The organism is Pseudomonas sp. LAMO17WK12:I1 (assembly GCF_900177315.1).
Lineage (GTDB): Bacteria > Pseudomonadota > Gammaproteobacteria > Pseudomonadales > Pseudomonadaceae > Aquipseudomonas > Aquipseudomonas marginalis.
The window spans coordinates 18947-33210 of record NZ_FWZV01000020.1 but is presented as its reverse complement, the minus strand read 5'-3'; the positions used below and the strand labels follow the sequence as shown (position 1 = coordinate 33210).

Annotated in this window: 8 protein-coding genes; 5 read left to right on the top strand and 3 right to left on the bottom strand. The window is 53.5% G+C overall.

The annotated features are described in order from the left end of the window. Positions 1-24: 24 nt before the first annotated feature. The 3 genes from B9N88_RS29355 to B9N88_RS29345 are packed head-to-tail and all read left to right on the top strand — an operon-like array spanning position 25 to position 4518. A complete protein-coding gene (locus tag B9N88_RS29355) occupies positions 25-1026 on the top strand; it encodes a TRAFAC clade GTPase domain-containing protein (protein WP_256221104.1) in 1002 nt (333 codons plus the stop codon). Continuing rightward, positions 1023-1871: a TRAFAC clade GTPase domain-containing protein gene (locus B9N88_RS29350; protein ID WP_027604115.1), complete on the top strand. Its 849-nt coding sequence runs from the start codon at positions 1023-1025 to the stop codon at positions 1869-1871. The genes B9N88_RS29355 and B9N88_RS29350 overlap by 4 nt, the downstream gene beginning before the upstream one ends. Positions 1872-1878: 7 nt before the next feature. After that, the gene (locus B9N88_RS29345; RefSeq protein ID WP_027604116.1) at positions 1879-4518 is read left to right on the top strand and encodes a GAP1-N1 domain-containing protein; all 2640 of its coding nucleotides are present in this window, start codon (positions 1879-1881) and stop codon (positions 4516-4518) included. Between the two features lie 276 nt (positions 4519-4794). Here the strand turns inward: B9N88_RS29345 and B9N88_RS29340 are convergent, their stop codons facing one another. Next, entirely contained in the window at positions 4795-5943 is a 1149-nt protein-coding gene (locus B9N88_RS29340) for a reverse transcriptase family protein (RefSeq protein WP_081744381.1), read from the bottom strand. A 162-nt stretch (positions 5944-6105) separates the two neighbouring features. After that, a complete protein-coding gene (locus B9N88_RS29335) occupies positions 6106-7362 on the bottom strand; it encodes a phosphoribosyltransferase-like protein (protein ID WP_051429309.1) in 1257 nt (418 codons plus the stop codon). A gap of 491 nt (positions 7363-7853) precedes the next feature. Between B9N88_RS29335 and B9N88_RS29330 the strand changes: the two genes are divergently transcribed. Beyond that, on the top strand, positions 7854-11747 hold the full coding sequence (locus B9N88_RS29330; RefSeq protein ID WP_027604118.1) for an ATP-binding protein: 3894 nt from the start codon (positions 7854-7856) through the stop codon (positions 11745-11747). A 325-nt stretch (positions 11748-12072) separates the two neighbouring features. On the opposite strand, the gene mobH is transcribed toward B9N88_RS29330, so the two are convergent. After that, positions 12073-13797, bottom strand: coding sequence for a MobH family relaxase (gene mobH, locus B9N88_RS29325; protein ID WP_027604119.1), 1725 nt, complete (start codon positions 13795-13797; stop codon positions 12073-12075). 229 nt (positions 13798-14026) lie between these two features. Here mobH and B9N88_RS29320 point away from each other — a divergent pair, with 229 nt between their 5' ends. Then, positions 14027-14224: a DUF7740 domain-containing protein gene (locus B9N88_RS29320; protein ID WP_027604120.1), complete on the top strand. Its 198-nt coding sequence runs from the start codon at positions 14027-14029 to the stop codon at positions 14222-14224. Positions 14225-14264 lie beyond the last annotated feature (40 nt).

Genomic DNA, 14264 nt, shown 5'->3' with positions numbered 1-14264 from the left:
ACATACTCACAGACTGGGGTATGCATGCAGAGCTATGCCACGCTTGAGGAGTGCCCAGCTCATCACGCATTGTTGTCCTTGACTGATGATTTGGATCTCCTGAAGGACGAGACGAGCACCGATTATGAGGGGCGGGCGGTCTCTGGAGATAAGGCAGGCCCTGGTCTCGGAGAGGCCGTCCTGGATGCGCCGACGAACAAGGCTCAGTTGCCACGCAGTGGCACACTTGGACTAGCAGAGGCTGATCTGCTGATGAGCGAGAGATACGTCAACCTGATCGGCATTGTTGGTCTACCCGACGCCGGTAAGACAGCCTGCATTGCAAGTCTTTATTTGCAGCTAGCCCATGACTCCCTTGACGGCTTCAGTTATGCAGACAGCATGACGCTCATGGCGTTTGAGGAGATTTCCCGCGGTTCACGACGCTGGAATGATGGCAGTCCTCCCCGACAGATGACGGTCCATACAGAACTGCCTGACGACAGGCAGGCGGGTTTTTTACATCTAAGGTTGCGGCGCCATTCGGACGCTTACAAATTCGATGTCTTGATGCCTGACCTTCCAGGCGAATGGTCGCGGAGCCTGATTCAAAATGGTGATTCAGAAAGGTTCGCCTTTCTCAAGGCCGCCGAGGTCCTTTGGATTATGGTGAACGGTCGAGACTTCCTTCACGGTAAAACTCGCGAACTGGCCATCCATAGGACGACGAATCTATTCGAACGTCTTTCTTTAGTGCTTCCAGTCTCACGGCCAAAAATAATTCTTGTCGCCAGTTGGCGAGACAGCGGAAGCATCCCTGAGCAGGTATTAAAACGCGTGCAGGACTCGGGGGGAGAATTTGGTTTTAAGATTGAATTCGCTTCGATCGCATCTTTTTCTGAGAGCCACGAAGTAGCACCGGGTTCTGGTTTCGCTGAGCTAATTAGTCTGTCGCTTAAACCCTCAGAGCAAGCTCCAGATCCATGGCCTGTGGACCAAGTGTCGCATTCGCATCGGGCGTTTCTCAACTTCGGAAAGGATTTATGAACCGGAAGTCTATAATTCTTGTAGGTGGGCCTGACTCCGGCAAGAGTAATTACGTCGGGAGGCTTTGGGCCGCGCTGAAAGCTGGTAAAGGGCAACTGAAACGCGCAGGCATGCCGCAAAATATTGAGTATGTTGAAAGCATCTGCGAAAACTTGCTTCAAGGAGAATTCGCTGGTCGAACGGATACCAATACTGAGCGCCAGGATTTTTGTGTACCGCTCAAACTCGAGCAGAGTAATAACCCTACTGAATTAATCGTCCCGGATTTCACAGGTGAGCTCTGGCGAGACGCGGTGAAAAACTCAGACATCCCACGTGAGTGGTTGGACACGTTGGAGAGCGCTGAGGGTGCTCTGCTCTTTGTGCGAGTACTGTCACCCCTGAACGTGCAGCCGCTCGACTGGGTGGCCACACGAGGTGCCCTTAGCTTCATCGGAGAGGGGAACGAGGAGGTAGAGCTGCCTACGCAAGTGATTCTATGCGAACTCTTACGTCTCTTGCAGCAACGTCTCTCTGTTAGACCAGATGGTGAAAAACCACGAGTGGCTGTTGTTGTAACTGCTTGGGATAAGTTAGACGCTGCCAGCCAAGAAGCTGGTCCACAGGCCTATTTACGTAGACAATTTCCATTGTTTGCAGGGGCGCTGGAGGATGTTCAGCGAGTCGAGGCGCGAGTTTACGGGGTCACCATCGTGGGCGGTGATCTGCAGTACGACCCTGAGTTTCAGGAAAAGTATCAGAGTATGATCATGGCTGAGAGTGGTTCTGTTACTCTCGAGCGTGATGGCGCCTGGTATCAAGATGCTGATGTCACAATACCTGTAGCTTGGGCCATAGGCGCCTAATGGAATCATGACAATTTTAGATCAGCAGCTACATGGCTACCGAAACGGGCACCAGCTCCTCTCCTCCTCGGCCAAGCTGTCCAAGACCGATCAGGATTTGGTTGACCGTCTATCTGACGTGGCCGGACCGCTTCGACCTGGCGAGCATTTTGAACCCTACCTCACCTGCTATCCACTTCCATCGGGATCGTACTACGTCATTGCACGAACGTGGCAGGACTTGGATGCGCCGAGAGCGGGTTGTGTTCGAACCCGCAGTTATTTCATTCCGATGCTGGATTGGACTAGCAGCGTTGATGTCCTAGCACTGGCGAGATCACTTACTCACGAAGGTCCCACCGCGCCCGCTAAGCGGGTTCATCTTGCTCGAGAAACTGGTTCGTTTGCGCCAGTGGACGCCGCTCAATGCATTGAGTTGGTCGAAGCGTTGTTCCTTGAGGATCGTAAACCGATTGTCGTTTTCGACGCCTCTAAGCCGGAAGGAATTACGCTTCGGCTTCTGACAGCGTTATGGCCTTCCTTGCGAACAAGGTTCGCTGTCTCCACTTTTGCTCTATCACCTCGGTCCATCGGCAGCATCAGCTTTGACTTGGTGTTCGCACCTAAGGATGCCAGGTCTCGCTTCAGCGATTGGCCGGGCCGTCGCATTGATGGGCGCAATTCTGCTGAAGGCCGTCACCGCTGGTCTCGAAAAATCGTGCAGAGTGTATTTCAGGATCAGCCGCCTGTTCTGCTGAGCGACGACGTGTTGGGTGAGCTATCGACAGCGCAAGGAGGAACTGAGGCGGATTTGAGGATCTCTCTTCTCTGGAACGAGCTGTACGACAAGCTTGAAGTTTCACCCAACGCAGCATTGGGGCTGTTGGACATTGCCAATAGCCGATCTCCTCGCAATATTAAGGCAATTAAGTGGCTTGAGCCGGAACTCGGTCATGCGGCAATACGTGCCGCTGAATCGCTCCCATCCACCGACGCGTGGCGCTTTTTATTAGCCCTTACGGAAAAGCTGAATGGCGTACGGCTAAAACTTTCATCGGCCAAGGCTATCCGCAATTCGGCGATGAACTTAGCCACGAAGTCCCCGAGTGAGGCTATTCGCAGTGTCGAAATGCTTGCTAATGGTCGAGGTCGTAAGCTGCTCATCGGTGCGATTGGAGATGGACTAGCCCAGCGGTTTGACACTGATGTTGCTGAAGCGATTGCCGCGCTTCAGCCGGCGACTGTACTTCAACTACTATTGCTAAGCCCCCCGCTCTCTAAAGTGGCCCTAAAAGAATTTCCGAGCCTCTCAGAACCGCTTGCGACGGCCATTGTTGACGCGTCGAAATCAACTCGTGATTTAGCGACGCGGCGTATTTTGAAGTACTTAGTCGAAGAGCTATATGCTCCGGCTGCGCGACCCTTGATCGCTGAACTTGATGAAGAGGAGCTGTTGGCAGAAACCAGCCTACTCTTTGAGGCAAACCGTCTCGCTGCTGAGAGCCTGCACCGGCCTCTGGCCGAAAGGGCAAAGGAAATAGGCGCGCTATCACCGTTACGCACCCTGACCGTTAGTTTTCCAGAGAGCGCTGGAGCAGATGCGCTCCTTACTCATCTTATAGCTCCAGTCAGGGAAGACCTCGAATGGGTAATGGCTCATAGTTTGATCACGGACCAGCGACGGCTGCACTATGTATGCCGATTGCTGCAGTCAGCCAGTTTAAGTCAACTAAGGTCCATGGTTGGAGGTGTCAACGAAACTGATGTGTTAGACCTGCTGATGAAGGATCCTGGTGGAAACGTCGATACGGTTAAACGGGTCTTGGACGCCAATGTTCTATCTGCGTCTTTAACGATCGATATGACGTTGCGTCTGCTGCCCTATGCAGGTAGTGATGACGCCGTGAGGCTGGCATCGCGCGCGGTGGAGGTCGTTCTGGGGCGCGAAGCGGGTGAGGTTGACAGTGCTGCGTTGGAATTGCTGCTTCAGACTGCCGGTGATTGCCTAGACGGGCGCAGAGCTATCTTCGTTGGGCTGAACAGGAAGGCATCGGCTAAGGTATTCGCTGCGCATTTATCAGCCTTCAATCGCTCGTCGAGTGAAGTTCGCCAGCGCATAATGTCGGCAATTCCCGAACTTGCTACGGCAATTATCGCGAGAGGGCGAATTGATTATCCGGAGTCGGCAGTATCGGACGCGGCCAACTTGCTTTGGGATTCTGGGACCCGCTACCAACGCGGATTTCTTGATGCTTCTGCGGCGTTAATGCCATTCCTACTGCAAGCGAGACACGATCCTGTTTCGCCTCTGATAGCCGCTGCATTTCCTCCAGTTTACAAGCTGTTGATGAAAGACAATAACGCACCTGATTTCCTGAAGTTCTTTCTTTTCGTAGATTGGGACAAATGCAAAACTGCCCGACATCACTTGGTAGATGCATTCATGCATTCAAATTGGCGCGCTACGGACATAGCGCTGGCTGCCGCACGTGCAGGAGATCTCGACAAGATACTTCATCGCATCGCAGAACAAGCTGGCGGGGGGCAGCGAATTTTAGAGATTAAACGCGATCTATTACTCATCCCCGATCCATGGTCAAACCAAATTCGAGGAGCATTGAGATTTCTGACTCGCGATGACTCGTTCTCAGATGGACCGAGTTTTTAGGTTTGTCAACTTCTCGAAGGAAACTGGTCAGAACCTGGATTTTCGTTGGGCTTCCCTGACCTTGGCGCTTCGTTGAAGGTGGTGTGTAAGCCGGAAGACTTAGGGGGGATATCAAATGATTGACCGACGCCCGTCAACAGGGCGTCACCTCCATCCGCGGCAGTTGTTGGCCGATAGCTGCCTGTGCTGAACGTTGGTAATGGACCCGTCGCAGCCCGTCATAAGTGGCTGTGCCAGAATATTTCTGTCGGTCGCTAAATGCGGTCACTGAATGCTTCAAGTGTCCCAGTTGATTTTAACGAACAGCCTATTCATTTTAGATTCCCATTCCGGCTCAACCGATTTTGCATACGAGAGTTTGCCGATCAGGAAGTTTCGCAATCCCCAAAAGGAATCGAAGCCTCGGGCTTTCAGATGTTTTCGGACACCTATATCGGATCTTTGGAGGAAATGGAGGTGGGTACGAATTTCTTGTTTAAACTCCTTGGTTAGCCTGGGTTGGGCGCCGTCGACCAAGAGCCCTAAAACGATCTTCCGTGCACCTGGCGGCACGATCTGCGTTTTGCTTTTGTTCGGCCACAAGCCATTAGCCCGCATGAATCCATAGATCTCATGGATTTTTTTTACAACATCCTCTCTGACAAACTCTTCAGTTGAAGAGAACGTAAGGTCATCAGCATACCTGGTGTATATAAGCTGGTTGAGAAGCGCGAAATTTTTAAGACTCTCATCTAGGTCACGGGCTGCGAGGTTGGACAGGTGGGGGCTTGTGGCCGCGCCCTGCGGCAGGTGGCCTATCTGCACAGTGTTGTATGGCAAGCCTTTTTTGTTTGGATCTGCCCGGTTCGAGTACACCGGATTGCCAGAAGGACGTGTACGCGTGCAAACTCTAGCCAGTTCGAAAGCCACTAAAGGCTGGTACCCAATGGTTCTAAATATCTCGTAAATCTTTGGCTCTAGAATTGACTCGAAAAAGTTCGTGGCGTCCAGCTTGATAAGCCATCTGCAGCCAGCGTGCATGCTGGCAGCGTCGTAGACACTGCTCCCTGGGCTGTAGGCATAGCTTGCTTCGTGGCCAGGGATCTTTGCCAGGATCTCCCTGTTAATCCACCGCTGAGCTTTCAGAAGGTAGGGGTGAGGGGCGCACACGAAGCGAAACCGTTCACGGCCAAAACTCCTCACCTGCTTCTTCAGCTTGAAGACCCGGTAAGGCTCTACCTGCTTGTTTCTCGCCACTACCATTCGCAGGAAACCGTAAGGTACACCTGTGTAATGCGCCAAATGCCGTAGTGTAAAAACCGGGGGGAGATTCGGGTTGCATTTATGCAAATGCTTAGCTGTTTCGGCTGCCGTTTTGAGGATGGCAGGGGCAACGCCTTGATCGTTGCCAATTCGAATGTAGTGCTGAGAGCTCCAGCGATTCATCTACCTTAGATTCCGCTCTGGCGGATGGGTGCCTCGAAGCCCGCAAGACTCCGCCGGCGAAGATGCGAGGTACCCAACCTCCTGTAATGCGAATGTTCTTCCATCGGACAGCATAGCCTGCTTCCTACAGCCTCTACCAATTGCAGAGGATTCTAGATTCCGCTAAATCGGAGCTCTCAGCTGAGTTGGATAGTAGTGGGTTTTCGATCCATAGACCAGGGTCGTCTTGCTTCGGCGTGGACTCAAACTGTCGAGCAATGCACGCCCTTTTTGTGTGAGGCGTGCTCTGTGGTTGATCAAGCCGAGCTCTTCAGCCATCTCCATTGATTGGAACAGAACTTTCACGGGGAAATCTGTGACGGCAATCAACTCAATGTGACTTCTTCTGCCCTTGGAAACCGCAGCAGTAATCAAGACAGCTGCGCGTTGTGCGTTGTTGAACTGTCTGTAAGTCATTGACTGGGGGATGGTGGGCAACCCCAGTGTCTCAAATTTCAGATCGACTGATTTCTCATCGTACGGTGGATTCAACCAGAACGCTTCTGTAGAGCGATTGATAAACAAAGGACTCCAAGGTCTGACATTGCTAACGTTTTGCTCCGTAAAAATCGCGGGCATATTGTTCGGAGCGGAATGTTCAAAGGCCATCAGCGCCCCTACCTCCCCGTAACCGAGAGGATCTCCAGAGAAGCTTCCGTAATCAGCGCAGAGCGTCAGTATCTGATCGCTTTCACTCGGGTCGAATGAATCGAAAATCGTGGGGCAAGGGTAACAAGTTATGACGGTTGGCTTGCTGGGGTGGCGCTTCACCGCTTCAATGCCGGGCTTCGAGCCGCTGACGGCGACTACGACTAGCTCAGCAAGCCCATACGACCTCCAGCTACGGATGCTCCTGACTCGCCAGAAAGAACTCAACATCCTTTTGACCCGGTCACCGCTGCCAATGAAATCAGTCACGATGATGAGCTTCCTCACACCATTGTCCCGTATCTCATCCGCTGACGGATGGAACATAAGTTTATGAGCATGCTGGACGCATAAGGAAGAAAGGGCCTGTGCCAACACCCCTTCGCTGCCAATCACCTGGCGCTTGTTCTTCAATGACTGTACTGCAGGTTTTGCCGCGCCTACGGCTCTCAGGGCAACTCGCCTTCTGCGTTTCTTGCTCGGTACTTTCTCCTCCCTGTACATGGGAGGCGGTAGACCCTTTTTATGTCTTGTGCGCTGAAGCTCTCGCTCGACGTAGATAGCGGAGGAGGGGCTGTTTTTGCACACACGAGTGATCCTTTTCTTCAAGGTCACTCTTACGTCGGTGTGATTCATGTAATTGACTTTGGAGAGCAATAGTTCTGCCAGCGGGCGGTCAGCAGGGTCTTTGTTGAATTGATCCAGCCAAAGCTCTATCTCTGGGAGGTACATTTTTCTCTCCGGTCAGGGCGGATGCTCCCCTCAAGCTGCCCGCAATATCGGGCAGGATACCTTGGATCAAGCCTGAGTGGTGGGGGGGCGCACCTCAAACAGTACGTGTCAGCAATCTCCGATTAGCTCATTGGCCGTATCGCCACACCGGCTGAGCGCAGGTGCGTAACTGCACTCCACTTGATCACCCGTTTGCATTGCCACTCAGTCAATTTCATTCGAACTGACGAGGCGTTTGCATCGGATTTGATCAGCATTGGGTGACCTTGACCGGCAGAAGTTGGGCAGAAACAGCCGTTGGTACTGTAAATTCGCCTTCTTCAATGACAGACGAACTTCCTAACCGATATTTTGAGGTATGAGCGCTATAGACCGCGCTACTGTAGTAGGACCCTGTTGCGACAGACGACTGCAACTGCACGGATGGGTAGGAAGTGGCGTAAAGCTACTATCAGGTCTATTCTCAGCGCACTAAAAAATGGGAATAGGACATGACCACGGCGACTCGCCCACTTCACCTACATACCCTGGATAGCCTTTGCGCAGACCTAATAGCAGGTTTATCTGTCGGTGTGGGCGATGATGGAAGTACCTTCCAGCTTAAATCCAGCACGGCGCGTGGCGTGCTTTTTTGGTACACCAAAAATAAAACGCGATGGGCGGCCAACGTTCAAACCACCGACGTGGAGGCGATAGTCGACGCCGCTCTTGCTTTGCCCGCTTCCCAGCACCCAGCTGCGCATGTCAGCCGACCAGACTCTCCCCGCATATTTTCGCTCGCCTCGATCCAAGCGCATCAGTTCGCCGGTCTCCATCATGCTGGAACCACCCAAGCCAAACCAAACGACTTCGTCTTTAACATCGAAAGTGGTGTGACGCTCTTCGAAGGCTACAACGGCTGCGGTAAGACATCCCTGATCAATTCCATCATCTGGGCGTTGACGGGGGAGGTGTTACGACCACAGCGACCACCAGAGTCCGGCGGCAAGGATTTTGATTTTGAAGTTGATGAAGTCGCCACTCATGCAGCTCCACCAGTAGTACCGCTGCCTGATCCGACGCTGGAGTCGCTTACCGCGCAGGCGATTCCGGTCAACACCTGGGTGGAATTGGTGTTTGAAGATCAAGATAAGCAGCGTTACCGAGTTCGTAGGAGCCTGAGGCGCGTCGCGCGCAATACCTTGAAGGAAGAAGTCTCTGGTCTGGACGAGATGGGGCTCGACCCAATCAGCACGCGGGTTGGTACGACGATTCCCGGCATCCTTCCCTATGTGCAAGTTGGCTCTACCTCCGCATTGGGCAAGGCGGTATCAGAGCTCACGGGTATGGCACCTCTGGTCCAATTGGCTAACCACGCTAATAAAGCCAAAAAGAAAATTGATGGCGACCTGACAAAAATTAAACGCAGCGAGCTAGAGGGTTCTGATGAGGCCTACATCGTCACCCGTAGCGACCTATTGGATTTGATCCATCAACACACGTTGGCCATTGACGAAGAAGCCGTTCCACTACCTTCAGACGATGCGTGTCTTGAGACCAAGCTCGATCAACTTGCCTCTGAACTCGAAATGCTCAAGACGTCCGGCCTTGATCACGCGAAACAGGTATTAGGCGACACATTCGATGCTCAGGATGAGAGACAGCGGAGCGACTTGATGAAGAGCATCGCACCGGCACTGAGTGCAGTTGGCAAACTCGGCACGCTTCCCTCAATTGCGCGGCTGGGTGGATTGACCAAGCTCTCGGATGATGAAGCGGCGCCCGTTAGGGATTTCATCGCAGCAGTGCGTAAAGAAGCAGAGGAGCTTGTTGAGATTGCTGCCGAGCCAAACAAGGCAGCGCGTGTACGACTCTACGCGCGGGTTGCAACTTGGATACGCGAACACCCCGGACTGCAGGACGAGAACAGTTGTGCGATCTGTGGCCACAGTTTAATCGACGTCGTGGATGAGATCACAGGGCTAAAGATTAAAGACCACATAAATGGGGCGGCCAAGGAGGGGGATTATGCAGGGCAAACCTTCACTGCTTGGGCGAATCACGTCATCGGTCAAATCACGACGCGACTCCCGGTTGCTATCGCAGCAGAGGTAAGGCGCGACCTTTCAGCAAGTCCGACTTCACTACTACGTCAAGCAGTTGTGGACGAGCTGTTTCTTGATACAGCCTTTATCGGAAGTCTAGCGCTGCTTAAACAGAGCGTTGCCGAAGCCTGCGATCATAGCTTAGCGTCTTTTCCTAAATTTAATTTTACTGCTTCGCCGGAACTGGGAGGGGGACGTGCTGAACTAAAAACGCTCAATCAACTTATCTATCGGGTTGAGCGCGCGTTGGCCTACCCCGCATGGCGCAAACATGCCACGTTGGCGAGGAACAGCTTCATGTCGGAGGTCGTTGGCCAAGAGGCGACTGCCGAGCGCGAGACCGTACCAAGTTCACTCATGGGACTACTGCAAAAGTTGCAAGCCGTGGTCGCAGCGATAGCCCCTGTCGACGAGGCCGCCGTGAAGCAAAAGCGGCTGGTAGCTGAGCTCAGGAAACGTCGGAGTTTTGAACAGCGGCTGAAAGCCTATGGCGAAGCAAGCTTGGCGCTGAAAGAGTGTGTCACCGTAGGTGATTTGGCGGAGCAGCAAGTTCTGCTGCTGCAACGGAGGTTACGTAGCAGCGCTACCGCTTGGCGCCAGAAGATTTATTCCAGTGCCTTTCCCTCAACCAGCTTGGAGCTTGTCGACACCCGAATGAGCAGCAACGGTGAACTGCAACTGCTAGTCGGTGCTAACAGGCTCGCCGCACCAGCGCAGCACGTGTCGAACGCGTCAGCTCTACGCGCAAGCCTTCTGGGCTTTTATCTTGCTTACTGGCAGTACATGCTCAGCGAGCGCGGAGGATTGCAGTTGCTCCTGCTGGATGACCCCCAAGAACTGCTTGATGGGGATAACCGCGATAGGCTTGCTGAAGCTTTATATGAAATATACAAAGCTAGTGCGCAATTGATCATCACCACACATGACACGCGCTTCGCCCTAGCAGTAGCCAGACGTCTGCAGGGCAAGTCAGTTCCCTTTAACCATCAGTATGTACACCCTGCTACAGCCACCCGAGGCACTATCTTCCTGACACCCAGTGTTTCCAGAGTTCAGACGGCGTTTGAACAGTTCAAGGCTCACCCCGACGATCCTAGGGCGGCGCAGGACTATCTAGCAGAATGTCGTGTATTTCTGGAGGGGCGTATGGGGGACCTGTTTGATGACCGTGCGTACCCCGCAGCCGCGACGGTCAGCTTTGCACCTACACTCGGTGACCATCTAAGCCGACTGCGCGGCCTGATCAAGAACCCGCCTAATGAGTTGTTCAAGAGCCCGATCATCAAGGGCTTTGTCAACGATCACGCGCTGAACGATGGTTCTGCAACTCTAGGGCTGCTCAACAAATCCCATCACAGAGATAAAGAAAGAATCCGCCCACAGGATGTGTCTGATATTAAGGAGCATCTTGAGCGACTGCGTAAAGGCGTAGAACGTGCGCATGAGGAGTTTCGAACCTTCAACCGCCGCGAGCCATTAGCCATACCTTCCACCACTATGGCCTCTTTATGTCCTGCTGAGGTATCAGAGTTTCGAGTTTCCATTAGAGCCTCCCTGAAAGCGTTTGTGCGAGGTGCCACGGTGGGCGACTCTCAGGAAGTTGAGTTTGAGGAAATTACCTCCGACTGGTTCCAGTCCAAAGCGTTCTTCTACATCAGGTCGAACACATTAGGGTTCGCGGGGCCACAGGGCAGCGTGGCGATTGTTGAGATAGAGGCTTCTGCCCCAACGGATCGACAAATTGTCATTGCACGCATGGGGAAAGATGTTTTTGCTCGTCGATTGCTGAAGCCCCAGCACTCAGAATTTGTCGCTCTGGCCGCCGAAACGCCTGATCCACGCAAAAGTCCGCCGACACAGTTGCTACACGAAAACCAGTTGCTGCTGCATCCGATTGTGGGAATGTTCTTCGGTAGCCTAGACTTCGTGCCCAGCTCCAAAAATGAAGCCGTGCAGGTACCTGCAGTTCCTCAGATTCAGAAAATCCAGTCTGCGTACCGTATCAAAGAGGATAGCGCTGTACCCCTCGCACTCCCAGATCAAATCGCACTGGGTGGTGCAGCCATTGCCATGGACGACTTCGATGCGCATCTCGACGAATATGTTGCGTTGCACCTCGACGATGGCAGCAGCCTATTTAAGCGGGTAGGGGCCAAGCTCCCTGCACCGCTGCAACATCTTCGCCAATTTGAATCTATTGGTGGGCTGGGCTTAGCGGATGTTCTTGCTGTCGACTCTGAACATATTGGGCTGAGAAGGGTGCTCGATGCTGTTTCCATCATCGGTGTCCTGTATCGATAAAGCCGACGCAATGGCAAATGATGGCGTTTTGGAGCCAAAGCGCTTGCAAGTGCACTGATACTCGGCTTAGAAGCAAGGCTGCACACTGCGCCGCATTTTATGATCAGATTCATCGTAACTTGGTGGGCTAGTTGCAATTAGGAGGCAAACCAGACGTCGCTCTTGGCTGATGGTTACCTATTGCGAAGACTGCGGTCGACCCAAGGTTGCTGTTGACGAAAAGAGGGGGAGCGCCTCGGGATAGCTAATAGAGCGATAACGCAGCGTGTGTGAACTCCAAAGCCAACTCTGCGATCTGATGTCCCAACATGGGATGTCATTGAAATTATTTTTTTTCGATTTTAAGAAAGGGATTGTCGGAAGGCACAATGTTGAACAACAACGCTGGAGTATCGAGCAAATAGCCTTTGAGATTTGCTTTCTTCCGAGGACCCTCGATCTGACAGACCCATATGTTCAAGCCATCGTCACGTTTTTTGTGAATTTTCAGTTTCTCAAACTGCTTCTGCACCCAACGCCATTCTTCGATCTCTTGGCAGGTGCCCTGAGAGATACCGGGGAACTCCTGCGCGTAACGTTGGAAGAGACCAGGCGTGACCAGAAATACGCTGCCACCCACCGTGTGGATTTTGGCCTTGCTGTCGTTGATGATCAGTTTGTGACTCTGGATGCCTTCCCTGACCCAATCCAGGAATGCCTGGCCGGGGTTATCCGATTGAAGCGTTGGAATTTCGACAGCACTTTCTGACAGTGCGTCTTTGGCCTCGGGCTCTTCCAATTCGAACATGTCCAGCAGCGTGCCGAGGTAATCGGCATCCTCTACTGTCAAGGTATCCGGCTGCGGTTGACTTTGACCTGATCTTGTACTGGCTGTCTCGGGCGTTGGTGTTGGTACCGGGGTGTCAGTTGAGTGGTCATGGGTCGCAATGCTCACCGTTCCGCTGAAAGCCTCAGGCCGGTCTTCGTTCCCCCAAATCAGTGCTGGTTGAAGGCGCAGAAAGGTGAAACTCTGCTGCCAGTTCCCCTGTGTCACAAGCGCGGTCCAGATGGCTTTGCCGTCGGGGGTAGACTCGACCAGCCCATGCGACTGTAGCTCATCGAACACCGCAAGGTTGGACGACGGAATCCCCTCTATCGCTTGCGACAGCAGATAGGCTCGCAGCTTGTCCGTGACCGTCTTGCTGACCAGCCAGAGGGCGTCCTGGGTCAGCCATCCCACGGCACCCGGTTGGTTGAGTTTCAGCTCGTGCTGAGCCAGATGACGCAGTCCGCTGATCAAGTGATGTTGCAGCGAATGAGTCGGCGCTTGCAGCGCCTTGCTCGGGTTCCCACCGATGTTCTGTGCGGTCGAAACACGGTCTGCCTGCATCACTAATTCGCCGAGCACGCCGGCACGTTCGTACTGGCCCGCCAGGACATATAGCAGACTGGCCCACAGTGGCGGAAATCCACTGAGCCAATCGAGGATCGGGCGGTCGAGAATCTGCGTGTAGAGCAAGCCTGCGGCCGCGCCGTGCAGGTGGTAGTCGCGCCCCTTGAGGTAGCGGAAACGGTAGGGCTGATCCAGCGATCCCTGCCAAGGATGCCAAACACGGCCATCCTGGCATTCGACCAACAGGTCCACGGCGATCTTGCCGATGTCATGCAGCAGGGCACCGTAGGCGATGCCAGCGGACCAGGCGTCGGTCTGGGCGGCTTGGTCTTCGGGCGCCGCGCCGGTGGGAAGCAGATACGACTGACGCAGCTTCAAACTACAGGCGACCAGCTCCAACCCATGATCGAGCATGCCGCCAAGATAAGCATGGTGGTGCGTCTCGCTGGCTGGAAGCTGCTGGACCAGCTCGGCGTAGCGATGGATCGGATTTAAATAGAGCTGGGTGAATTGGACGTGGGAGAGGGCGGTGTATTGCCAGATGCGATCGAGCAACTGACGGCGGTGCTCCACTGCTAAGAGGGTATGGGCTGACTCGATGGACAGGTAACCTTCGGCGACGTTGACGGTCGGTGGCGGAGGGGGCTTCAGCCTTTTGTGGCGAAACAGACTGAGCATCGTGACCTCCGGGAAGTGGCTGGGTCAGTGGCCTTTTAGCCTTTTCGGATAGCGCTCTTACCCTTGAGTGCCCATTCCCTTCCAACCCTTACCCGTCCTTTTGGCTCGTGTCCCTTTGTGCGGCAATCGGAATATCGATTTGTCCTAGTGCCGTTTTGTTGGATGCGCGTGCTGGTACGAAAAAGGAAAGTGTCGGTACACTGCGGTGCGAATTTTATCGGGTCTTGCTATGAACCTCACTGACGCCACGCTCATACTGCTGCTCGCGGCACGTATCCATGGAACAGACGAAGCCGTCAGGACTTCGGCGAAGAGCGTGGTCAAGAAGTTACCGCGCAGTAAACGCGATCTGATCTACAAGGTGATCGACAGTCGAAGTCCGCTCGAGCTGGTGGATTTTCTTGCGCAAAACCTGGATGAGGAATGACAGGCTGCGGGTATGCCGCTCTCTGATTCTTTGCGTCAAA